We start from the raw sequence: 22730 nt of genomic DNA, 5'->3' as shown, positions 1-22730 counted from the left end.
AAAAGAATTTTGACAAAAAATGAAGAAAAAGCCTTACGCGTAAAATACCTAAGAAATCTTGAAAAATTTTTCAATGGCGCTATATCTGCACTTAAAAAAGAAGATTTTGATAAAACTAAATTTGAAGAAAGAATGTTAAAAAATGCTAAATTTTTTGAAAAAAATCCCACGGTAAATCTTAACTCAACTTACGCAAAAAATCTTGAATTTTTTGTCAATGCTTGTTTAGATTTTTCCAAAGAAAAAAGCGAACTTTTAAATCTTGCCAATGCTTTAGATAAGCAAAAAAAACAAGGTGAGAAAAAAGAAAAACACAAAAACTATTTAAAGGATTATGAATGATTAATGTATTTTTTGATATGGATGGAACTTTAATCGATAGTGCAAATGCCATTTCTTGTGCAGTTAATGAAATAAGGCGGGATTTAAACCTAACCCCACTTTCAAGAGAAATCATTATGCAAACCATCAATACTCCCAATATTGACTGGGCAAAAGAACTTTATAATATAGAAAATTTCCATCATTCTAGTTTTAAAGAAGGCTATGAAAAATATTTTGTCAAACACTATGAACAAAGCGTGGTACTTTTTGAAGGGGTGAAAGAACTTTTAGAATTTTTAAAAAGCAAAAATTGTTTTTTAGCTATTGCTACTAACGCCCCGCAAAGCTCACTTTCAATCATACTTAAAAAACATCAAATCATTCCTTATTTTGATAAAATTTTAGGCGTAAGTTTAGGCATGGAACCCAAACCTCATCCTATGATGCTAGAGCTTTTAAAAAGCGAGGCTCCATATAAAACAAGCGTTTTTATAGGGGATAGTCAAAAAGATAAAGAATGTGCTAAAAATGCTAATTTGCCTTATTTTCATGCCAAATGGTATCAAAAAGATTTAAAAGAAAATGAATTTAGCAACGCTAGTGAGCTTAAAGGCTTTTTGCAAAAGTATTTATAAGTTTTTTAATGAAATTTTAGTTAAAATTAGAAATAAATTTTAAAAAGAGTAAATTATGAGTGAATTATTAATAGAAATTGGCACAGAAGAATTACCTGCTATTCCTTTGCTAAAAGAATTAGCTAATATAGAAAAAAAATGGAAAAATGTTTTAGAAGAATACTGCTTGGTAAGTGATTTTAAATTTTATTATACTCCGCGTCGTTTAGTTTTTTTTCATGAAAATTTTGCAGACAAACAAGAAGATAGCTTTGCTGAATTTATAGGAGCACCTAAAAATGTCGCCTATAAAGATGGAGTTTTAACTCCTGCGGGACAAAGCTTTCTACAAAAAGCAGGGATCAGTGAAAATGAACTCGCTTTTAAAGAAATCAAAGGCAAAGAAGTTTTATACCATCAAAAAGCTATTAAAGGTTTGCAAAGTCAAGAAATTTTAGGAGAAATGGTAGAAAAATTTCTAAAAAGTCTTAGTTTTGGTAAAAGTATGCGCTGGGGCGCAAATTCTTTTGAATTCATCCGTGCGATCCGTTCTATAGCTTGCATTTTAAATGATGAACTTGTTAATTTTCAAAGTTATGGGGTGAAAAGTGCTAAAAAAACTTTCATTCACAGAAGTGTAAGTTATGATTTGCAAGATTTTAACAATGCAAAAGAATATTTTGAACTACTAGAAAAAAACTATATCATCCTTGATCCAATCAAAAGAAAAGAAAAAATACTTGAGCAATTTAAACTCATAGAAAGTCAAAAAAATATACAAATTGGAGAGGATGAAGAACTTTTAGCTGAAGTAGTTGCTATCACAGAATATCCTAATGCACTTTTAGGAAGCTTTGAAGAAGAATTTTTAGAAATTCCTAGCGAAGTCATCATCACTTCAATGAGAGAAAATCAACGCTATTTTGCAGTTTTTAATGATAAAGGCTTAAGTAATCATTTTATAGTAGTAAGCAATGCAGTATGTAAAGATTATTCAAAAATCATACATGGAAATGAAAGAGTTTTGCGTGCAAGACTTAGCGATGCAATGTTTTTTTATCAAAATGATTTACAAAGTGGCTTAAAACCTGAAAAACTTGCGAAAATGACCTATCTTGAAGGTTTAGGCACAATGCAAGATAAAAGTTTAAGAGAGATTAAAATTGCTGAAATTTTATGTCAAATGCTTCATAATGATAAAATCGAAAATATCAGCACAGCACTAAAATACGCCAAAGCAGACTTAGCCACACAAATGGTTTATGAATTTACTGATTTACAAGGCATTATGGGAAGTTATTATGCGCAAAAAATGGGTTTAGATTATGAAATTTGCCTAGCTATAAAAGAACAATATCTTCCTAATTCAGAACAAGCTCCACTTCCAAGCACGGAATTTTCAAGCATAGTAGCCCTTGCAAACAAGCTTGATACCCTTATAGGACTTTTTAGCATAGGAAAAATTCCAAGCGGAACAAAGGATCCTTATGCCTTAAGAAGAGCTGCCAATGGGATCATTAAAATCGCTTTAAATTTAAATAAAGAATTTGATATCCAAATTTTATTAGAAAAACTTTCAAGTCATTATAAAAGCTTTGATATGCAAATTTTAAAAGATTTTATTTTTGAAAGACTTTATACTTTTTATACGGTCAATGCTTCTTTTGTAAAAGCGGTTTTAAGCTCACAAAATACAGATCTTATCCATATCAATCAAAGCGTAAATGCTCTTATAAAACTTAGCAAAAAAGATAATTTTAATGAAAATTTTGCAACCTTTAAAAGACTAGCCAATATCGCCACTAAAAATCCTCATAAAGTTGATGAAAGTCTTTTTGTTCAAGAAGCAGAAAGCAAACTTTACAAAGCTTTTCAAGAAAAAACTAAAGCCAACTCTTTACAAGAAAAACTTGAAAATCTTTTTGCGCTCAAGCCTTTTATCGATGAGTTTTTTAATCAAGTGATGATTAATGCTGAAGATGAAAAACTTAAAAACAATCGCCAAGCTTTGGTTTATGAAATTTATGCGGAGTTTTTAAAAATTGCCGATCTTAAAGAGTTAAGCTTATGAAAGCCTTATGGATTCTTTTAAGCCTTACTCTTTGGCTTTTTGGAGCTCAAAATTTAGAACTCATCAAAGGTCAAGCTTTATTTTTGGAACTAGATAAGAAAGATTTTTTATCTTTAAAAAATAATGATAAAAATATTCCCACCTTTGCACATCCTAAAAATCAAGAAAAAATTCTAGCTATTTTTTCCTTACCTTACAAAAATCCCCCGCAAAACACCAAACTTATCGCATTTTATAAAGATAAAAAAGAAGAAATTTTCATAAAAACTTTAGAAGGTAATTATAAAAGTGAAAAATTGCAAGTTGAAAACAAAAAGATTTTTCCGCCAAAAACCGTAAAAGAACGCATCGCTAAAGAATTAAAAGAAGCCAATGCGATTTATAGCTCTTATACTCCAAAAGCTTTATTTAACGGTGCTTTTAATATACCTTTAAATTCTTTTATCACAAGTGATTTTGGCAAAGCAAGAACTTTTAATGAAAAAGTAGCAAGTTATCATAGCGGAACGGACTTTAGAGCCGCTACAGGAACACCTATTTATGCAGCCAATTCAGGTATAGTAAAAATCGCAAAAGATCGTTATTTTGCAGGAAATTCGGTAGTCATTGATCATGGTTTTGGAATTTATTCACAATACTATCATCTTTCTAAAATCGATGTTAAAGTAGGACAAAAGATAAAAAAAGGTGAGCTTATAGGACTTAGCGGAGCTAGTGGTAGGGTAAGTGGGCCGCATTTGCATTTTGGAATTTTAGCTGGAGGCAAACAAGTCGATCCTTTGGATTTTGTATCTAAATTTAATGCTATTTTTCAATGAAATTTAGTGACTTTTTCCATGCTTGGCTACATGAAAGCTATTATAAAAATGCTGTAAGTATAGGAAAAAACGGAGATTTTTTTACTGCTGTGAGTGTAGGAAATCTTTTTGGCACACTTTTAGCCAAGCATTTTTTAAATTTAATAGATGAAAAAATTCTCAAACCTCCACTAGAACTTGTAGAAATAGGCGCTAATGAAGGCTATTTAAGTCGTGATTTTTTAGCCGCTTTGCTTGAATTAAGACCTGAAATTTTTTCTCAAATTTCTTTTTTCATCATAGAACCACATGAAAAATTAAGAACATTACAAAAAAAGACTTTAGAAGGAGTGGAATTTACTCACAAAAATAGTCTTAAAGAATGCCATTTTAAGAACGCTTTTTTCTTTTGCAATGAACTTTTTGATAGTTTTACTTGTGAACTTATAGATCATGATAAAATGGCATTTGTAGAAAATTTTAAACTTATTTTTAAAAATATGGATGAAAATTTGATCACAAAATGCAAAACTTTAAATCTTAAAAAAGGCGAACTCAGTTTAGAGCTTGAAAATTTTTTTAAAGATTTAGATCAAGCTTGCGAGAGATTTATATTTGCGGGATTTGACTATGGAACTTTGAATCCACAAAATTTTAGCTTAAGAATCTATCAAAAGCACGAAGTTTTTAGCCCTTTTGAAGTATCTTTAAAAGATTTTTTCGGCAAAAGCGATCTAACTTATAATGTCAATTTTACTCATCTTCAAAAACTCATCAAAGAATATGATTTTAAACCTTTAGCTTTTAAAAAACAAAGTCTTGCTTTAATGGATTTTGGTTTTGAAGATTTATTAGAATACACAAAAAATAAAAACATTAAAACCTATGAAAGTTTTTTATCTCAAGCTAAAATTTTATTTTTTAATTTTGATGAAAAATTTCATTTTTTCGAATTTCAAAAAAACTAAAATTTTATATTTTTCATACTCGCTAAACAAACCCCCTCTCTTAAACCCTCATCAATGACTAGAAGTTTATGTTTATCAAACAAAGCATAAAACAATAAACAACCTGCACTCAAATAATTTTTTCTCATCATACCTACTTCTTTTATAGCCTTTTTTTCTTCCATATGAAAAAGTTTAATAGCATAATTTAAAAAATCCTTATGGCAAAGTTTTTTACCATTTACTCTAGTTGTTTCATACTTTTCATAGCTTATATTTTGTTTTAATGCGCTAAGTGTAGTAGGAACTCCGGAATTTAAAACCACCGTTTTAGCCCCTAAAGAACGAAGTTCCTTTTTAATCATAGCCACCTCATCAAAAGCCATAAAAGCTAAATGCTTTAAATAGGGATTTGCAATTAAAAAATGAATTTTAAGTTTTTTATCTTTAATATTGATGATAAATTTAGGATATTTTTTTATCAATTTTTTATAAGAAATACAAGATTTATAATAAGAATGGCAATTTTTTTCATAAAAACTAATAATACCAAAATCAAAACTTTTAAAACTTTTTCTAAAAGAAAGCTCACAAGAAGCCCCTCCTAAATCACAATACGCAAACTCTCCCCAAATTTTAAGCCTTCTTAAACCTGATTGCATACCTAAAACACTAATCTTAGCTTCACTTTTGGCATCTATAAGCTTAAAATCAATCCCAAATTCTTCTTTTAAATGAGCAAAAATTTCATTTGTATTACTTGCCTTTCTAAAAGCTGCAGTCGCTACAGCTCTTGCTTTGCTTAAATCTTGCTCTTTAGCTAAAATACTCAAAGCATTTTTTAATCTTTGTATGGCTTCTTTCGAAATTTCTCCACTTTGATTTAGATTTTTCGCTGCCCCAATAACAAATTCATATTCTTTTAATTTATTTAATTTTTCATCCATTTGTACTGCTCTTAAAGTATTCGAACCAAGATCTATACCTAACATGACTTTCCTTGTTTGATTTTATAGTATAATAGCAAAAAAGTTCTAAAGGAAAAATATGCTTTTAGGTGTAAATATCGATCATATCGCAGTGTTAAGACAAGCTAGAATGGTAAATGATCCTGATCTTTTAGAGGCTGCTTTTATAGCAGCTAAATACGCAGATCAAATCACTTTGCATGTAAGAGAAGATCGCCGTCATGCTCAGGATTTTGACTTGGAAAATATCATAAAATTTTGCAAAAGCCCTATCAATTTAGAATGTGCTTTAAATGATGAAATTTTAAATTTAGCTCTTAAACTCAAACCCCACCGCGTTACTTTAGTGCCTGAAAAAAGAGAAGAGCTTACTACAGAAGGGGGACTTTGTTTAAATCATGCTAAATTAAAACAAAGCATAGAAAAACTTCAAAATGCAAACATTGAAGTTTCACTTTTTATCAATCCTAGTTTAGAAGATATAGAAAAATCAAAAAATTTAAAAGCCCAATTTATAGAGCTTCATACAGGACATTATGCAAATTTACACAATGCACTTTTTAGCAATATCTCTCATACTGCTTTTGCTTTAAAAGAACTTGATCAAGATAAAAAAACCCTGCAAACTCAATTTGAAAAAGAATTACAAAATTTAAAACTCTGTGCCAAAAAAGGCGTAGAACTTGGTTTAAAAGTGGCTGCGGGACATGGTTTAAATTACAAAAATGTAAAATCCATAGTAAAAATTAAAGAAATTTGTGAGCTAAATATAGGACAAAGCATTGTAGCAAGATCTGTATTTACAGGACTTCAAAACGCTATTTTAGAAATGAAAGAACTTATTAAAAGATGAAAAAACTAGCCATTAGCATAGGCGATATAAACGGCATAGGACTTGAAATTTTAGTGCGTTCTCATGAAGAACTAAGCAAAATCTGCACACCTTTTTATTTTATCCACGAAAACTTGCTTGATAAAGCTTCAAAACTTTTAAATTTAAAACTTTTTAATGCAAAAATTGTAGCTTTTAAAGATGACAAAGACTATGAGTTTAATTTTATAAAAAAAGAAAATTCTCTTGAAATTTACTCTTTTTGCCTTCCTTTAGGCTTTAAAGTGGATGAAAATTTTGAAATCCAAGCCGGAGAAATAGATGCAAAAAGTGGACTTTATAGTTTTTTAAGCTTTAAGGCGGCAAGTTATTTTGTCTATGAAAAACACGCCCATGCCTTGCTTACTCTGCCTATACACAAAAAAGCTTGGGAAGATGTAGGACTTAAATACAAAGGACACACCGATGCTTTAAGGGATTTTTTTAAAAAAAATGCCATTATGATGTTAGGTTGCAAAGAACTTTTTGTAGGGCTTTTTAGCGAACATATACCTTTAGCTAAGGTGAGTAAAAAAATCACTTTTAGAAATTTAAGTATCTTTTTAAAAGATTTTTACAAAGAAACGCATTTTAAAAAAATGGGACTTTTGGGGTTTAATCCTCACGCTGGAGATTATGGAGTTATAGGTGGAGAAGAAGAAAAGATCATGGAAAAAGCTATAGCCTTTGTTAATGCCTTTTTACACTCTAAAAAAGATGAAAAATTTTTCAAAAAAGCCTTAAAAGATGAAAATTTGCAAAAAGAATTGCTTTTAAATTTTAAAGGCAAGGGTGTTTATCTACCCTATCCTTTAGTAGCTGATACTGCTTTTACTAAGGCTGGTTTAAAAAACTGCAATCGTTTAGTGGCTATGTATCACGATCTTGCTCTTGCTCCTTTAAAGGCCTTGTATTTTGATAAAAGCATCAATGTGAGTTTAAATTTACCCATCATACGCGTTAGCGTTGATCATGGCACGGCCTTTGATAAGGCCTATAAAAATGCTAAAATCAACACTAAAAGTTATTTTGAAGCGGCTAATTTTGCAATCAATTTAAATTCCAAAGCTTAAATTTACCCCTAGAATCAATCAAATCTTCTTTAGCCAAGCTGTCTATAAAATCTTGCAAATCTTTATTGGTATTTAAACTTTGAGTGAGTAAATTTTCATATTTATCAACTTTATTTTTAAAAATTTGCTCTAAAACTTCTTTAGTCTTTATATCTTTTTTTGCTCTTTGCGTAAGCTCTAATAAAGCTTTAGCATAAGCTTCTTGCATGCAATCACTTGCATTGAGTAAAGGTAAAATAGGATTTTCCCCTGCTTTTGTGTTTTGCATATTTTTTATACAAATTTTTCTTTCTTTAATCATCTTTTTTGAAATAGCTTTAAAATCTTTTTTTGTCTTTTTATCTGCTTTTTTTGAAATATTTTGATACAAACTACTATAAATGTTATCTACTAAAGCAAGTTTTTTATTCTCAAATTCATTACGCACGCCAATTTCATTGCATATCATAAGCTCATCATCACTTTTACCATCATCTTTCACCTTAGAACAATCAAAACTAGGTTTTACCTCATCTTTATAAATAAGCTCATCAAAACTCAAAGCCCCTAAACTCACCAAACTTAAACCGAGCAATAAAATAATTTTTTTCATTATTTACCTTTAAAATTTTTATTTTATTTTAACAAAAATATTTTGATTTTTTTAAGGAAATTAAGCCTTTATTTTATTATAATGCGTTTTTATTTTTATAAGGAAATTAAAATGCAAAATTACAAAAAAGCTCTTTTTGCACTAGCTCTTAGTGCTTTTTGTATGGGTGTAACCGAATTTGTCATGGCAGGAGTTTTGGTTGATGTTGAAGCGTATTTTAGCGTAGATGCAAAAACTGCGGGCTATCTTACAACCTTATATGCTATAGGTGTTGTTATAGGCGCTCCTCTTATTACTATACCTTTAAGTCGTTTTCACAGACATACACAACTTTTAATCAATCTTGGAATTTTTGCTTTAGCAAATTTCATTATCTTTTTTAGCCAAAATTTCTATCTTACAGCGTTTGCACGTTTTGTAGCAGGAACACAGCATGGGGTGTTTTTTGTCATTGCTACCTTAGCTGTAAGTGCTATAGTACCTAATGATAAAAAATCAAGTGCTCTAGCTATAATGGTCACAGGACTTACCGTAGCCTTAGTTACTGGAGCACCACTTGGAACTTTTATAGGACATTATTTTGGCTTTAAATTTATCTTTTTACTTATTTTTATCATTACAAGCCTAGCATTTTTTGGGGTATGGCATATGATGCCCAAAAATTTACATCCTAGTCCAACCAGTCTTAAAAATCTAATCCCTGCTTTTTCGCATCAAAATTTGTTAAAAACTTATACTATAACCATTTGTAGTTGTGGGGCTCAATTCGTTCTTTACACTTATTTGCAAAAATTACTTGTAGAAATAAGCGGTTTTAAAGTCCAAGATACAGCTTATATCTTGCTTTTATATGGAATTTGTGCAATTTGTGGGAATTTATGGGGCGGAAAAATAGTAGATAAAAAAGGTGCTATTTTTTCCTTGCGTCTTATTTTAAGCATACAAGTTCTAGTATTTTTAAGCGTATTTCTCACCATGCATTCTAAAATTTTAATCATTTTTAGCGTAGCTTTGATAGGATTTTTTGCCTTTTCCACTATACCGGCGCTAAAAATGCTTAGCATTGCTAAAGCTAAACGCCATACTTATAAAGTCATAGACAGCACAGTAAGTGTGAATGAAGCAGCTTTTAATGTAGGCATAGCCTTAGCAAGTTTTTTAGGTGGGATTGTTTTAGCAGGATTGGGTATAGAATTTAATGCTTTATTTTCGGCACTTTTTGTAAGCCCTGCTTTGATTTTTGCCTTACTTTTTGCCAAAGATAAATTAAATTATAAAAAATTTCAAAGAAAAAGTTTAAAAAAGATATAAATTGGAATAGAAATTGCTTGTTTGTTTAATGTAAAGTTAAATAAAGGGGGAGAAAATGGTAGTAGATAATACTCAAAAAACATCAAATGCTATTTTTAGCACCACAACAAAGGTTAAAGAGAAAAATACTTCAGCAGATGAATTTCAAGCCACATTAAATGAAGTAAAAAACAAAGAAGAAAAGGAAGAAGAAAAAACAAGCTCAAGCAAATTTACTAATGAGGACATTGATCTTGGTGCTGTTAGAGAAGATTTTAGATCTTATGCTTGGCAAAAAATGAGAGAAGATCAATACAAAAAAAATGAGGAGACTTTGCTAAATAAGCTTTTTGCTACAATTGACGCAGGAAATGTCACAAACAATACAAAGGCTTAATATACAAATCAAAACTCAAACTACACAAACGAGAATTCCAATAATTCTCGTAAAATTTCTCATAACTCTGGATAAAATGAAAAAATTTATTATTTCCTCCATATGAAGAAAATATAGAAAAATTGACCAATTTAATTTATCAAATTCTGTTATAATTTTGCTAAAAACAAAGGAAAATAATGATTTTTATTGATGCTTGCTTTAAAAAACCTACACCCTACACCCCTATTTGGATGATGCGTCAAGCAGGAAGATATTTGCCAGAATATATGGAAGCAAGAAAACAAGCGGGTGATTTTCTCTCTTTATGCAAAGACTATAAAAAAGCTTCTGAAGTTTCTTTACAGCCTATTGATATTTTAGATGTAGATGCAGCAATCATTTTTTCAGATATCTTAGTTGTTCCTCTTGAAATGGGTATGAATTTACGTTTTGAAAAAGGAGAAGGGCCTATTTTTGATAATTCTATTTCAACCCTAGAAGACTTAGAAAAACTTGACGATCAAAATGCACATAAAAAATTAAATTATGTCTATGATGCCTTAAAGCTTACAAGAGAAAAATTATCTCAAAACAAGGCTTTAATAGGATTTTGCGGAAGCCCTTGGACTATAGCTACCTATATGATAGAAGGAAGTGGAAGTAAAAATTATGCAAAGTGTAAAAAAATGCTTTATCAAAACCCAGAACTTTTACATAAAATTCTAAATAAACTAACTCAAGTTTTAAAACTTTATTTAGAAGAGCAAATTAAAGCAGGTGCTAATGCTATACAAATTTTTGATAGCTGGGCAAGTGCTTTAGAATATGATAAGTTTTTTGAATTCTCTTTTAATTATATGCTTGAAATTTCAAATTTTATTAAAAACAAATACCCAAATATACCTGTAATTTTATTCCCTAAAGGCATTAGCGGTTATTTGGATAGAATCGATGGTAATTTTGATGTTTTTGGGGTTGATTGGAGCACCCCGCTTGATTTAGCACGTGATAAACTATCACACAAATACACTCTTCAAGGCAACATGGAGCCTTGCAGACTTTATGATAAAAATGCCATCAAAGAAGGAGTGGAAAAAATACTAAAAACCATGCAAAATAAAGCTCATATTTTCAACTTAGGACATGGGATCTTGCCTGATATTCCTGTTGAAAATGCAAAATATTTTATCAAGCTTGTACAAGAAAGTTCAGCTAAATGAAAATACTCTTTGGTCCTGTTAGCTCTAGGCGTTTTGGAAGATCTTTGGGTATAGATTTAAGCCCTAGTAAAAAACAATGCAATTTTGATTGTGTTTACTGCGAGCTTGATCCAAAAAAAGCCCAAGAAAAACAAGATGAAATTATCAGCATAGATAAAATTATCTCTGAAGTTAAAGCTATGCTTGAAAAAAATGTTGAATTTGATTTTCTTACCCTTACTGCCAACGGAGAGCCTAGTCTTTATCCTCATTTAAATGAGCTTATTTTATCTTTACGCAGCATTGCTAAAGATAAAAAATTGCTTATTTTAAGCAATGGCACAGCTGTATTAGACGAAGACAAATTTAATGCTTTGCTAAAACTAGATGTGGTCAAATTTAGCCTAGATAGTGCAGTTGCTAAAACTTTTTATCGTATTGATAGAGCTTTAAAAAACATAGATTTAGAAAAAATGATAGAAAAAATGGCAGATTTTAGAGCTAGATTTAACGGAGATTTGATTATGGAAATTCTAGTTGTTAAAGATCTTAACGACAACGAAGAAGAATTTGAAGCACTTAATCAAGCTTTAAAAAAAATCATGCCTTTAAGGGTTGATCTAAGCACCATAGATAGACCTCCTGCTTATGCCGTTAAAAAAGTAAGCGAAGAAAAACTTTTAGAACTTTCTAAACTTATAGATTCTACTCCTGTACTCTTAGCCAAAAGACATTATGAAGGTGAAAAACTAAGCTTCAATGAAGAAGAATTATTAAAAATGCTTCATTTGCGCTCACAAAGCGAAATAGACATTGAAGTGAAATTTGATGAACAATCCAAAACTCTCTTAAATCAACTTATCAAAGAAAAAAAGGTAAAAATTCTCGATTTAGCTGGAGTTAAATTTTATAAAGCTTAGGCCTTTGGTAAATACTTTCTAAGTAAAGTTATAAGATCATTTCTACTTACATCACTTAAAACTTCACTTACACAATCAAAATCCCTAACTTTTTCCTTTGAAAAAAAGATGATATGGCTTTGTGGATGCTGTTTTTTATAAGCACTTAACAAATTTCTCATTTGTTCAAGATCAAATTTAATTAATTCATAATCAAGCAAAATCAAACGATAAGTCTCCTTGCTTAATTCTTGTTTTAATTGACTAAAAGAATTTATACATACATTTTTATCGCATTGTTTTTCTATTATATTAAAAAATAAGGTTGCATCAAAATCATTTTGTTTAAAAAGCAATACATTATTTTGATAAGGGGTTTTAAATTTTAAAGTGCAAACCTTATCAAGCTTGTTTTGCAAAATATTTTCAAGATCTTTTTTTTCAAAAGGTAAAGTTAAAAAATACTCATAATGTGTATTTTTATGGCGACCCATCACTATAAAATCATAGTTTTTCTTTACATTTTCATTTAAAATTTTATCCTTAATAAAAATCAAATGAAAGTCATTAACATCAAAACTTAAATTTTTAAAACAAGTGCTTTCTATGCCAAAATACGAAAGTAAATTTGCAAGTAAAAAATTCTCAAGCTCATCATTATTAACTATAGCCACACTTGCTTCAAATTGCAAAACCTTTCCATGAGATGTCCCTATAATGCTTTTATGATGCTCTAAAGCCTCATTTAATTCTAATCTAATTTGATCTTTTTGAGAATTTAAGGCATTTAAAATCAAAGAATTAATTTCTTTATTATACCCTTCATTTAAGCAACGCATTGCATTGGATATATTTCCAAGCTGATATAAATTTTCCTCCAATAAATGCAAATATCTATCTTTTTCATGGGATGTTTTAGTTAAATTTTGACCCGTAGTTTCAAATTTTTCCTTTAACAAATCAAGCACGCTATCAACATCAATCTTTTTTTGAAAATTTAAAAAATCATTTTGCATGTAAAAAATTTTTTGATATATTTTGTTTATATTTCTATTTTGTCTAAAAGCAAAAATAAAAAGTGTTAAAGATAAAACAAAAATGCTAGAAAACATACCTATTTTCAGTTGTTCAGCAACACTATCAAGCTTTGAGATATCAATACTTAAATACGCTAAAATTAGATTAAAAATAAAAATTATCCCTGCTAATATCAAATCAATTTTCCTTTATCTTTTGTGCCACTTTCTTGCCTACAAGCATTGCAAGATCTTTAAAATCAGCCTTATATATAGATTCAAAATTTCCATAATACGCTAAAAGTTTTTGTATAACCCCTGAACTAAGTCCTAAATTTACAAGCTTAGAACTATTCAAGTCCTGTTTTTTCTTAGTATTTTGATGAAAGCTGATAGCAAAACGATGCGCTTCATCTCTTAATTTCTGTAAGAATTGTAGTTTTTTATCGTTAATACTTAGGCTAAATTCTCCTTTTAAGGAATGAATTTTATCTCTAGCACCTCCTTTAGCCCTATGTGCTTTTGCATCGATTTTTTCTTTTGAAATAGCTAAAATATCGACATTTGCCCCACTACTTACAATGATTTCTTTAGCCAAATCAAGCAAAGCCTTGCCTCCATCTATAAGCCATAAATCAGGAGGGGGTATTTTATCAAAGTCCAAAGCCCTACGCATTAAAACTTCACGCATTTGATCATAATCATTTTTATGTTTTAAATGAAATTTGCGATATTTTGACTTATCCCAAGAATTTGCACTATAAGTTACCATAGCTCCAACATTTGCCACGCCTTGCAAATGAGAATTATCAAAAATTTCTATATCATTTGGTAAATTTTCAAGCTCAAAATAAGACTTTAATTCTTTTTGTATAGTAAAATCATGATTTTTTTGCTCTTTTTCTATATTTAAAAGGGCATTTTGAAAAGCCAAATCACAAATTCTTCTTTTTTCTCCTATTTTAGGGATTTTAATACTGATTTTTTTATCAAACCTTTGGCTTAAAATTTCTTCTAAAAGCATTCTATCTTCAAATTCTTCATAAACATAAATAACATTTGCAAGCAAAGGAATATCCATGCTAAAATTTTCTAAAATCAGTTGCTTATAAATTTCATTTTTATCCCATTGTATATCATTTTTTATAGGAGTAATCTTAGAATTTACACTGATAATTTTTCCATTTTGCACTACAAAACGCAAGGTTGAAAGCATGGAATTTTCAAAAGCTAAAGCAAATACTTCAAAATCTTCTAATTTTGCAATATCTATTTCAACCTTAACTTCTAAATCCTTAATCGTTGCAATCTGATCTCTTACTTTAGCTGCTTCTTCGTAATTTTCATTTTGCGCTAAAATAAGCATTTGTTTTTCTAAGTTTTTAAGCAAAATACTAGGATTTAAAAGCGCGTGCATAGCCTCATCTAAAATTTCAAGGTATTTTTCCCTGCTGATGCGTTTATCACAAGGTGCAAGACAACGAGAAATTTGATAAAAAATACAAGGGGATTTACAACTTGCTTTTTGCTTTAAAGGATAGTATAAATAAAGCGCATCTAAAAGCTCTCTAGCGCCTTTAAAAAAAGGACCAAAATATTTAATTTTGCTTTTTTTTACTAATTTTCTAGTGATCTCAAAGCGTGGAAATTCTTCTTCAAAATCCACATAAATATAAGGATAAGTTTTATCATCTCTTAGTAAAATATTATATTTTGGATGCAGTTGTTTGATAAAAGAATTTTCTAAAATCAAAGCATCGGCTTCTGAATTAGTAGTGATAAATTCCAAATGCACTGTTTCTTCAATCATTTTTTGAATTCTTAAAGAATTTCTTGGGTTTGCATGTAAATTTGGAGTAAAAGCGAAATAAGATTTGACACGATTTTTAAGATTTTTAGCCTTGCCTACATATAAAAGCTTTCCTTCTTGATTGAAGTATTGATACACTCCAGCACTATTAGGAAGAGTTTTTAACTCATTTTCTAAATTCTCTTTAGTCAAGATTAGAACCTTTTTTTTATAAGCTCTCTTAAATCTTCAAATTTCTTAAATAATTTTTCATCTTCAAAGCAATTTTTAAATTCACCCTTAGAAAGCTCCAAATAAGAATTTTTAGAGAGTTTTTCATCATTTTTGTTTTTATTTACTGCATAAGTGTATTTTTGAGAAAAGATTTTTATATCTTTTATATCAACAAATCCACTTAAAGGATATTTTTGTCCATACGCTTTTATGAGAAATTTAATATAAATTTTGCTATCATCATGATTTAATTCTTGATAAGCTGCTGGATGTAAGGTTATTATATTTAAAATATGATTTTTTACATAAATTTTAGCAATCAAACGTTGCTTAGCAGGCGGAAAAGAACTTAAAAAATCTTTGCAAAAAAATAAGGTTTTTAAAGGCTTATAATGAGGTTTATCCATCAATTCATTAATAACAGCACTAGCGTTTTTAGTCATCTTAATATTATTTCTTTTTCCCATAAGATGATTTTAGCATTTCTTTTCTTAATTTTCTTCTGTGCTTGCGGATATAAAGGCAACCCTCAATACACAAGCTATGAACAAAATGGTTCGGTAAAAACCATTAAAAAATACGAACAATTACATAGGTGGTAAATAATGAAAAAAGCAGATATTTTAGTTTTGGACTTTGGCTCTCAATACACTCAGCTTATAGCAAGACGCTTAAGGGAACAAGGGGTTTATGCAGAAATTTTACCTTTTAATGTGAGCTTAGCTGATATTAAGGCGAAAGAACCAAAAGGTATTATTTTAAGCGGAGGTCCAGCAAGCGTATATGCAACTGATGCGTATTTTTGCGATAAAGGTATATTTGACTTAGGTTTACCTATTCTTGGAATTTGTTATGGTATGCAGCTTATGGCACATCATTACAAAGCTACAGTAGCACCTGCAGGACATAAAGAATACGGCAAAGCAAACATAGAAGTTAAAAAAGATAGCGCTTTATTTAAAAATCTTCCAAAAAAACAAACTGTTTGGATGAGTCATTCTGATAAGGTAGAAAATTTACCTCAAGGTTTTGAAGTTTTAGCCACAAGTGAAAATAGCCCTTTTTGTGTTTTTGGCAACGAAGATAAGAAATTTTTTGCTCTGCAATTTCACCCAGAAGTGCAACACAGTGAATTTGGCAAAAATATCTTAAAAAATTTTGCTAAATACGCTTGTAATTGTGAAAGCGTTTGGAATATGGGTTCTTTTGCAAAAACTCAAGCAGAAAAAATCCGTGAAGAAGTAGGCAATGATAAAGTGCTTTGTGCAGTAAGTGGCGGAGTAGATAGTAGTGTAGTTGCTGCACTTTTAGCTAGTGCTATAAAAGAACAAGTTATAGTAGTTTTTGTAGATAATGGACTTTTAAGAAGCGGAGAAAAAGAACAAGTTGAATTTATGTTTAAAAATACCTTAGGTATCGATCTTATCAGCATTGATGCAAGTGAAATTTTCCTAAGTCGCTTGGCTAATGTTAGAGATCCTGAGCAAAAAAGAAAAATCATAGGAAATACCTTTATAGAAGTTTTTGAAGAAGAAGCAAAAAAACATAAAGATGTAAAATATCTCGCTCAAGGCACACTTTATACTGATATCATAGAAAGTTCTGTTGTAGGTGCAAGCAAAACCATTAAAAGCCATCATAATGTAGGGGGCTTACCTGAAAAAATGAATCTTAAACTCATAGAGCCTTTAAAAGAAATTTTTAAAGATGAAGTGCGTGCTTTAGGGCTTGAGCTTGGACTTAGCAAAGAAGTGGTTTATCGCCATCCTTTCCCTGGGCCAGGGCTTGCTATACGCATTATGGGAGAAGTAAATCGCCCTAGCTTAGAACTATTGCGCAAGGCTGATGTAATTTTACTCGAAGAACTTAAAAGTACAGGTTGGTATGATAAAACTTGGCAAGCATTTTGCGTGCTTTTAAATGTTAAAAGCGTTGGGGTTATGGGGGATAACCGCACTTATGATAATGCAGTTTGTATACGCGTTGTAGATGCAAGTGATGGTATGACGGCTACCTTTTCACATTTACCTTACGAAGTTTTAGAAAACATAAGTCGCCGTATCATCAATGAAGTAGAAGGTATAAACCGCGTTGTTTATGATATCTCAAGCAAACCACCTGCAACCATAGAATGGGAATGATCCATTTTTTCTAGCTCTTATTTTTATTATAAAATTTTTATAAAAATAAGGCTAGAATTTATTCAAGAAATTTCAAGGAAGAAATATGCATGGAAAAATAGCTATTTATATGGATTCTACAGGACGTGGAACCGTTACAAACTCAGCAAATACCTTTTTTGACTTCAATCGCCAAATTTGGAATGATAAAAAAAGTATGCCAAGTGTTGGTATGCTTGTGGAATTTAGAACTCTTTCTAGCGAAAAAAAAGCAGAAGACGGCAAGCCCGTTCAAACAAGCAAAACCATAACAGGTATAAAACCTTCAAAATTTCAAGAATTTAAAGAAGGGGATTTTATCACTGAGCATGATTTTTGGAAAACTGATAATGATGATGAATTAGAAGACTTACAAAACTCAAGAAGAAGTGCTTATATAACAGAACTTTATAGAACGACAGACTTTGACACTATAGAAAAAATTCCTCTTTCTTTTACTATACCTCAAGCTATACAAAAATATTTTGCTCATGAAATTTTATCCGTAGAAACGCTTCAAGCCAATCTACAAGATGAAAAGGAAATTCCTTGCATACTTGATTATCTTATACTTAAAAGATTTTTATTTAAAGCTTATGATACTTTAATTTTTATGGATAATAGCATAGACCAAACCCAATTTAGCGCATTAAAAAGCATCATGATGCATTTAGAGAATTCATACAAGCAAATGATAGCTGATCAAAAACCAAATATCACTAAAATTTTTAACGAAACTTTTTTATCTTTGCAGTGTCATTATCAAGCTTTAGTAGCCACCATAGATACAAGAAAAAATCGTCTAGCCTCGCTTGAAGCACAAATGAAAACTTTACAATCTGAAATAAATCTTAAAAGCAATGCGGCCAATGCAGACCCTGAAAAACTTAAAGCAAGGCAAGAAAGATTAGCTAAACTACAAAAAGAAGCAGAATACTACAGAACAACACTAAAAAGACTTGATGCTATAAGGGAAGATTTTTATAAGAAAAATTACAATATTTTCGAAAATGCTTTTAAACTTTCACGAGAAAAGCTCTTTAAAAAAATTGTCACAGGTTTAAATCTATGCGCAACCATAATGGATGTTAAAATTTGGCACTTATCTTTAAAATCATCAGGGGTTAAAAATTCTTATTTTACTATGAGTAATATAGAAAATTCTTTCTGTTCTCTTTCTTTTGCAGAACATTACTTAAGCCGCTTAAATAAATCCGCTCTAAATCCTTTTGATCAAAAACTTTTAGTGTATATTCAAAAAATCACAAAAGAACAAAGAAAAAAATTTTTAGTTGTCACATCGGATTTAGATTTATTATGCAAATTAAAAATTGAAAACTTTTCACAAAATCCGTATTATTTAGTAAAATACGCACCTAAAAAAGTGAATTATCAGTCTTTAATGCGTGATAACACCTTTGATATAGTCTATATTGATGAAAAACATGTTTGGGAAAATGTTGCCGATATTATTTTACAAGGAAAGCATTTTGACAAATCAGGAAAAACCAAATTTAAACTGATTTAAGACATAGAAATTTAAGCTAAATTAAGTTATAATTTCCTTGCCTAAACAGTTTGTGGTATTTAAAGTGATCCAACACATTTTTATTAACTGCGATTGTGTGATTTACCGTGTTCTGTGGCATCGTTTGAGCTTTGAAAAAAGCGAGAAGTTGCAGCCTTTAAAAATTACCTAGCGGTTTTCTTTGACTTTTTGGGGTCAATCTTTGTTAAACGGCTGTTTGGGTTTAAAAGGAGATATAAATGAAAATAATGATTTTGGGTAGTGGTGCAAGAGAATACTCTATTGCTTTAGCCTTAAGAAGAGTAGACAAAAATTTAGAGTTTTATTTTGCTCCTGGAAATGGCGCTACCGAAAGTCTTGGAACAAATTTAAACCTAAAAGATCCAGTAGTTTTAGCAACCTATGCAAAAGAAAAAGGTTTTGATCTTTGTATAGTAGGAAGTGAAAGTTTTTTAGCTGAAGGGGTTGTAGATATTTTTAAACAACAAGGACTTGCTATTTTTGGGCCAAGCAAAGCTGCTGCAATGCTTGAAACCTCAAAATCTTTTATGAAAAGCTTTCTTAAAAAATACCGTATCAAAACAGCCAAATTTTTAAACACAAATGACATTGAAAAAGCAAAAAATTTTATATATAGTTTAACCCCTCCTATAGTAGTAAAAGCCGATGGACTTTGTGCAGGAAAAGGTGTTATCATAGCTAAGACTCATGAAGAAGCCATAGAAGAAACAGCTAAAATGCTGAGCGGAGAAAGCTTTGGAGATGCTGGAAAACTCGTTGTAATTGAAGAATTTTTAGATGGTTATGAATTAAGCATTTTTGCAGTATGTGATGGCAATGATTTTGTTTTACTTCCTGTAGCACAAGATCACAAAAAATTACTCGATAATGATCAAGGGCCAAATACTGGCGGAATGGGTGCTTACGCTCCTAGCTCTTTGGCGAATGAAAGTTTGCTTAGAAAAGTTCAAAAAGATATTATTTTACCGACTTTAGCAGGTATGAAAAAAGAAGGAGCGGAATTTTGTGGCGTTTTATTTATAGGCGCTATGATCGTTGGAAATAAACCTTATGTATTAGAATTTAATGTTCGCTTTGGCGATCCTGAATGTGAAGTTTTAATGCCTTTAATCGAAGATCCTTTAGAGCTTATTTTAGCTGCTACTCAAAGACGCTTAAGACACGCAAAAATCAAAATCAAAAAAGAATTTGCAGTAGGGGTTGTATGCGCGAGTGAAAACTATCCTTACAAAAGTTCACCAAAAAGTGAAATTACTGTAAATAACATTCCTGAAAACTCTCATATTTCTTATGCTGGAGTAAGCCTAGAAGATGGCAAATTAATGGCTGATGGTGGAAGAGTTTTAGTTTGCGTTGGCACAGGAAAAAGTATAGAAGAAGCGCAAAAAAATGCTTATAAACTTTGTGATAATGTAAATTTCAAAGGAAAACAATACAGAAAAGACATCGCTCATCAGGTTCTTAAATGAAAGAAAATTTACAAGACCGCTTAGAGCGTGAAAATCTAAAAATAGCAAGTTTTGGAAAAAGAGTTCTAGCTTTTTTAATCGATGATATGGTTATTTCTTTGATTGTGTTTATCATTTTTTATGATCGTCTAATCCAAGCAAAAGATTTATTTGAAACGACTCAAATTATAGGAAATTTTTATCTTGGCTTCATCTTGCTTCATTTTAGTTATCAAGTAATTTTTACTTATCTTTATGGGGCAAGTTTGGGAAAAATATTATGTAAAATTATCATCTTGGATGAAAATCTTCTTGACAAACCCAATCTCATCCAAAGTTGCATCAGATCTGCGATAAGACAAGTTAGTGCTATGGCGTTTATGCTTGGGTTTGCTTGGGCTTTAAGTAATGATTTACGCAAAGCTTGGGAGGATTATCTAGCAAGGACAATAGTAGTCGATGTGGCGTAAATTTTCCCTATTGCTAGGAACTAGCATAGCTTTAAATGCAGCACAAGTTGATATTTACGCTCTTGATGCAAAAAAAGAAGGTGATATTCTTACTGCAAACAATGATGTTATTATTTTTTCTGATTTTTATTTCATCACTGCCAATAAAGCAATTTACAATGAAAAAACCGGAGATGTTGAGCTTTTTGGCGATGTTAATATTCTAAGAGGTCAAAACGAAAGATCGCATTCTGATTATGCTAAAATCAACCTAAATTCCAATCAAGCCGATTTTAGTAATTTTTTCTTTTCCAATAACAATCTTGAAGTATGGTTTCAAAGCAAAACAAGCCATCTAAATGATAAAGTCTTTGAAAGCAAAATTTCAGCAGTTTCAAGCTGCAATGTTGAAGATCCTGATTGGGAAATTCGTTTTTCAAAAGGCTGGCTTAACCGGGAAACCAATTTTGTTCATCTTTACAATGCAAGATTATATGTTAAAAATACCCCAGTTTTTTATCTACCTTATTTTGGATTTAGCGCTGATACTCATAGACAAAGCGGGCTTTTAATCCCAAAAATCGTTTTAAAAAGTAGCGAAGGCTTATACTATGAACAACCTATTTATATAGCCACTCAAGAAAATTGGGATTTAGAACTTGATCCGCAAATTCGAACAAACCGTGGTTTTGGACTTTATTCTACTTTAAGATTTCTTGATTCTCCATATTCAACAGGAGAATTAAATTTTGGTGCTTTTAGGGAAAATAGCTCCTATTTTTACGATGAAAATTTGAAAAATCAAACCCACTATGGAATAGAACTAAAATATTCAAGAGATGATTTAATCAAATCTTTACTCAGTGATAATTTTCAAGAAGGTCTATGGATAGATGCAACCTATCTCAACGATGTGGATTATTTAAATTTAGGAAGTAGGGATTATCGAGATCTTAACTCGCTTGTAACCTCCAAAATCAATTATTTTTTAGCCGATGAAAACAATTTTTACGGAGCTTATGCAAGATATTATATCGACACATCTAAACTTAGCAACAATACAACCTTACAAGAATATCCAAGCTTTCAATATCATAGATTTTTAAATAACCTTTTTGATGAACGCTTGCGTTATTCATTTGATGCTTCATTTCATAATTTTTACCGACCTGCTGGTTCTTATGCAAATGAGCTAAATTTAGACTTGCCTATCTCGTATCACAACGCTTTTTTTGGAGACTTTTTACACTTTACTTTTACAGAAAGATTTTATACTTCTTTTGTAAATTATAGCAACGATCCTGAAAGAAACCATGAGCATTATTTCAGAAACACTCATGATTTTAATCTCTACACCGATCTTTCAAAAGCTTATGAAAATTTCTTTCATACTTTAAATTTAGGGGTGAATTACATTTTACCAGGTGCAAAATCAGGTAAAATCACGCAAGATTATCTTGAAGAATACGACAAAGAAAACGAGCATACAAGTCTTTATGCTGTACAATATTTCTATAACAACGAAGGACAAAAAAAACTCAAACACAGAATTTCACTTGACTATCTCAATAAACAAAATGAATTCTATGAACTTGAAAATCTTTTAACTTATTATTTTAATGAAAACATCAATCTCAACAGCGAAGTGCTTTACTCTTATGAGCAAAGTCGCTTTACCAATGTCATCAGCCAAATAGAAGTCAATACAAATTCAAAATTTAATTGGATGTTTTCTCATGCTTATCAAAACGATGAGTATGGAAAATATAGCTTTATTGGTACAAGAGCAAATTATATTGCCACGCCTAATTATAATTTATTTGGTGGAATTTGGTTTGATACTCAAAGAGCTCATGCAAACATGTGGGAACTTGGCTATACCTACCAAAGAAAATGTTGGAACTATTCTTTAATGTATAGAGAAAGAATCGATCCACAACTCACAAGTGGTGGCATCACAGCTAAAAATCAAAGCGGAGTTTATTTTATTTTCAACTTCTATCCTTTAGGAGGAGTAAAATACGATTTCTCTTTAGCAGAAAGTGAAAACAAAATTTAAAAA

20 protein-coding genes and 1 pseudogene are annotated in these 22730 nt (G+C 30.4%); 16 read left to right on the top strand and 5 right to left on the bottom strand.

What is annotated here, in order from left to right:
- Positions 1 to 9: 9 nt before the first annotated feature.
- The 5 genes from ELQ04_RS00430 to ELQ04_RS00410 are packed head-to-tail and all read left to right on the top strand — an operon-like array spanning position 10 to position 4774.
- Positions 10 to 342 (top strand): hypothetical protein, encoded by a 333-nt coding sequence (locus ELQ04_RS00430; RefSeq protein WP_038814897.1) that lies wholly within the window; start codon positions 10 to 12, stop codon positions 340 to 342.
- Positions 339 to 959, top strand: coding sequence for an HAD family hydrolase (locus ELQ04_RS00425; protein ID WP_002937805.1), 621 nt, complete (start codon positions 339 to 341; stop codon positions 957 to 959). Before ELQ04_RS00430 ends, ELQ04_RS00425 begins: the two co-directional genes overlap by 4 nt.
- 55 nt (positions 960 to 1014) lie before the next feature.
- Positions 1015 to 3009: a glycine--tRNA ligase subunit beta gene (glyS, locus tag ELQ04_RS00420; RefSeq protein ID WP_002937804.1), complete on the top strand. Its 1995-nt coding sequence runs from the start codon at positions 1015 to 1017 to the stop codon at positions 3007 to 3009.
- The gene (locus ELQ04_RS00415; protein WP_002894881.1) at positions 3006 to 3827 is read left to right on the top strand and encodes a M23 family metallopeptidase; all 822 of its coding nucleotides are present in this window, start codon (positions 3006 to 3008) and stop codon (positions 3825 to 3827) included. The genes glyS and ELQ04_RS00415 overlap by 4 nt, the downstream gene beginning before the upstream one ends.
- Positions 3824 to 4774 (top strand): SAM-dependent methyltransferase, encoded by a 951-nt coding sequence (locus ELQ04_RS00410; RefSeq protein WP_002937799.1) that lies wholly within the window; start codon positions 3824 to 3826, stop codon positions 4772 to 4774. Before ELQ04_RS00415 ends, ELQ04_RS00410 begins: the two co-directional genes overlap by 4 nt.
- Here ELQ04_RS00410 and ELQ04_RS00405 read toward each other — a convergent pair.
- On the bottom strand, positions 4771 to 5745 hold the full coding sequence (locus ELQ04_RS00405) for an exopolyphosphatase (protein ID WP_002903909.1): 975 nt from the start codon (positions 5743 to 5745) through the stop codon (positions 4771 to 4773). The genes ELQ04_RS00410 and ELQ04_RS00405 overlap by 4 nt on opposite strands.
- 55 nt (positions 5746 to 5800) lie before the next feature.
- Here ELQ04_RS00405 and ELQ04_RS00400 point away from each other — a divergent pair, with 55 nt between their 5' ends.
- Positions 5801 to 6574: a pyridoxine 5'-phosphate synthase gene (locus tag ELQ04_RS00400; RefSeq protein WP_002937797.1), complete on the top strand. Its 774-nt coding sequence runs from the start codon at positions 5801 to 5803 to the stop codon at positions 6572 to 6574.
- On the top strand, positions 6571 to 7665 hold the full coding sequence (gene pdxA / locus ELQ04_RS00395) for a 4-hydroxythreonine-4-phosphate dehydrogenase (protein ID WP_134224411.1): 1095 nt from the start codon (positions 6571 to 6573) through the stop codon (positions 7663 to 7665). Before ELQ04_RS00400 ends, pdxA begins: the two co-directional genes overlap by 4 nt.
- Here pdxA and ELQ04_RS00390 read toward each other — a convergent pair.
- Entirely contained in the window at positions 7643 to 8257 is a 615-nt protein-coding gene (locus tag ELQ04_RS00390) for a hypothetical protein (RefSeq protein WP_002937795.1), read from the bottom strand. The two genes, pdxA and ELQ04_RS00390, sit on opposite strands and share 23 nt — an antisense overlap.
- 111 nt (positions 8258 to 8368) lie before the next feature.
- Here ELQ04_RS00390 and ELQ04_RS00385 point away from each other — a divergent pair, with 111 nt between their 5' ends.
- The 4 genes from ELQ04_RS00385 (at position 8369) to ELQ04_RS00370 (ending at position 12045) form a co-directional block, all read left to right on the top strand.
- Complete coding sequence (locus ELQ04_RS00385) at positions 8369 to 9568, top strand: MFS transporter (protein WP_044778036.1); 1200 nt, start codon at positions 8369 to 8371, stop codon at positions 9566 to 9568.
- A 55-nt stretch (positions 9569 to 9623) separates the two neighbouring features.
- Positions 9624 to 9944 carry an invasion antigen CiaC gene (gene ciaC, locus ELQ04_RS00380; RefSeq protein WP_134224410.1) on the top strand — a complete coding sequence of 107 codons (321 nt, stop codon included), beginning with the start codon at positions 9624 to 9626 and terminating at the stop codon, positions 9942 to 9944.
- 179 nt (positions 9945 to 10123) lie between these two features.
- Positions 10124 to 11146 carry a uroporphyrinogen decarboxylase gene (gene hemE / locus ELQ04_RS00375; protein ID WP_134224409.1) on the top strand — a complete coding sequence of 341 codons (1023 nt, stop codon included), beginning with the start codon at positions 10124 to 10126 and terminating at the stop codon, positions 11144 to 11146.
- A complete protein-coding gene (locus ELQ04_RS00370) occupies positions 11143 to 12045 on the top strand; it encodes a radical SAM protein (RefSeq protein WP_002894886.1) in 903 nt (300 codons plus the stop codon). The genes hemE and ELQ04_RS00370 overlap by 4 nt, the downstream gene beginning before the upstream one ends.
- Here ELQ04_RS00370 and ELQ04_RS00365 read toward each other — a convergent pair.
- The 3 genes and pseudogenes from ELQ04_RS00365 to ELQ04_RS00355 form a co-directional block, all read right to left on the bottom strand.
- Positions 12042 to 13238, bottom strand: coding sequence for a hypothetical protein (locus ELQ04_RS00365; RefSeq protein WP_002937792.1), 1197 nt, complete (start codon positions 13236 to 13238; stop codon positions 12042 to 12044). The two genes, ELQ04_RS00370 and ELQ04_RS00365, sit on opposite strands and share 4 nt — an antisense overlap.
- A gap of 1 nt (position 13239) precedes the next feature.
- On the bottom strand, positions 13240 to 15042 hold the full coding sequence (uvrC, locus tag ELQ04_RS00360; RefSeq protein ID WP_002937791.1) for an excinuclease ABC subunit UvrC: 1803 nt from the start codon (positions 15040 to 15042) through the stop codon (positions 13240 to 13242).
- A pseudogene (locus ELQ04_RS00355) lies at positions 15035 to 15530 on the bottom strand (hypothetical protein). Before ELQ04_RS00355 ends, uvrC begins: the two are co-directional and overlap by 8 nt.
- 138 nt (positions 15531 to 15668) lie before the next feature.
- Between ELQ04_RS00355 and guaA the strand changes: the two are divergent.
- From guaA to ELQ04_RS00330, 5 genes are all read left to right on the top strand, one after another.
- The gene (guaA, locus tag ELQ04_RS00350) at positions 15669 to 17204 is read left to right on the top strand and encodes a glutamine-hydrolyzing GMP synthase (RefSeq protein WP_002937788.1); all 1536 of its coding nucleotides are present in this window, start codon (positions 15669 to 15671) and stop codon (positions 17202 to 17204) included.
- A gap of 85 nt (positions 17205 to 17289) precedes the next feature.
- Positions 17290 to 18750, top strand: a complete 1461-nt coding sequence (locus ELQ04_RS00345; protein WP_002933663.1) for a hypothetical protein — start codon at positions 17290 to 17292, stop codon at positions 18748 to 18750.
- A gap of 239 nt (positions 18751 to 18989) precedes the next feature.
- Positions 18990 to 20240, top strand: coding sequence for a phosphoribosylamine--glycine ligase (purD, locus tag ELQ04_RS00340; RefSeq protein WP_002937781.1), 1251 nt, complete (start codon positions 18990 to 18992; stop codon positions 20238 to 20240).
- Complete coding sequence (locus tag ELQ04_RS00335; RefSeq protein ID WP_002937780.1) at positions 20237 to 20689, top strand: RDD family protein; 453 nt, start codon at positions 20237 to 20239, stop codon at positions 20687 to 20689. Before purD ends, ELQ04_RS00335 begins: the two co-directional genes overlap by 4 nt.
- Positions 20679 to 22727 carry an LPS-assembly protein LptD gene (locus ELQ04_RS00330; protein WP_044778038.1) on the top strand — a complete coding sequence of 683 codons (2049 nt, stop codon included), beginning with the start codon at positions 20679 to 20681 and terminating at the stop codon, positions 22725 to 22727. Before ELQ04_RS00335 ends, ELQ04_RS00330 begins: the two co-directional genes overlap by 11 nt.
- The last annotated feature ends 3 nt before the right edge of the window (positions 22728 to 22730 follow it).

It is taken from the genome of Campylobacter sp. CH278 (genome assembly GCF_004378845.1).
Classification (GTDB): Bacteria; Campylobacterota; Campylobacteria; order Campylobacterales; family Campylobacteraceae; genus Campylobacter_D; species Campylobacter_D jejuni.
Note: the sequence above shows the minus strand (reverse complement) of the source record. Positions and strands in the feature narration are given on the sequence as shown.

Bases quoted from the DNA above. Each gene is read 5' to 3' on its own strand.
- ciaC (WP_134224410.1), top strand. From the start codon at position 9,624: ATGGTAGTAGATAATACTCAAAAAACATCAAATGCTATTTTTAGCACC.
- pdxA (WP_134224411.1), top strand. From the start codon at position 6,571: ATGAAAAAACTAGCCATTAGCATAGGCGATATAAACGGCATAGGACTT.
- ELQ04_RS00415 (WP_002894881.1), top strand. From the start codon at position 3,006: ATGAAAGCCTTATGGATTCTTTTAAGCCTTACTCTTTGGCTTTTTGGA.
- glyS (WP_002937804.1), top strand. From the start codon at position 1,015: ATGAGTGAATTATTAATAGAAATTGGCACAGAAGAATTACCTGCTATT.
- ELQ04_RS00400 (WP_002937797.1), top strand. From the start codon at position 5,801: ATGCTTTTAGGTGTAAATATCGATCATATCGCAGTGTTAAGACAAGCT.
- ELQ04_RS00405 (WP_002903909.1), bottom strand. From the start codon at position 5,745: ATGTTAGGTATAGATCTTGGTTCGAATACTTTAAGAGCAGTACAAATG.
- ELQ04_RS00425 (WP_002937805.1), top strand. From the start codon at position 339: ATGATTAATGTATTTTTTGATATGGATGGAACTTTAATCGATAGTGCA.
- purD (WP_002937781.1), top strand. From the start codon at position 18,990: ATGAAAATAATGATTTTGGGTAGTGGTGCAAGAGAATACTCTATTGCT.
- ELQ04_RS00410 (WP_002937799.1), top strand. From the start codon at position 3,824: ATGAAATTTAGTGACTTTTTCCATGCTTGGCTACATGAAAGCTATTAT.
- ELQ04_RS00345 (WP_002933663.1), top strand. From the start codon at position 17,290: ATGCATGGAAAAATAGCTATTTATATGGATTCTACAGGACGTGGAACC.
- hemE (WP_134224409.1), top strand. From the start codon at position 10,124: ATGATTTTTATTGATGCTTGCTTTAAAAAACCTACACCCTACACCCCT.
- ELQ04_RS00370 (WP_002894886.1), top strand. From the start codon at position 11,143: ATGAAAATACTCTTTGGTCCTGTTAGCTCTAGGCGTTTTGGAAGATCT.
- guaA (WP_002937788.1), top strand. From the start codon at position 15,669: ATGAAAAAAGCAGATATTTTAGTTTTGGACTTTGGCTCTCAATACACT.
- ELQ04_RS00390 (WP_002937795.1), bottom strand. From the start codon at position 8,257: ATGAAAAAAATTATTTTATTGCTCGGTTTAAGTTTGGTGAGTTTAGGG.
- ELQ04_RS00330 (WP_044778038.1), top strand. From the start codon at position 20,679: ATGTGGCGTAAATTTTCCCTATTGCTAGGAACTAGCATAGCTTTAAAT.
- ELQ04_RS00385 (WP_044778036.1), top strand. From the start codon at position 8,369: ATGCAAAATTACAAAAAAGCTCTTTTTGCACTAGCTCTTAGTGCTTTT.
- ELQ04_RS00335 (WP_002937780.1), top strand. From the start codon at position 20,237: ATGAAAGAAAATTTACAAGACCGCTTAGAGCGTGAAAATCTAAAAATA.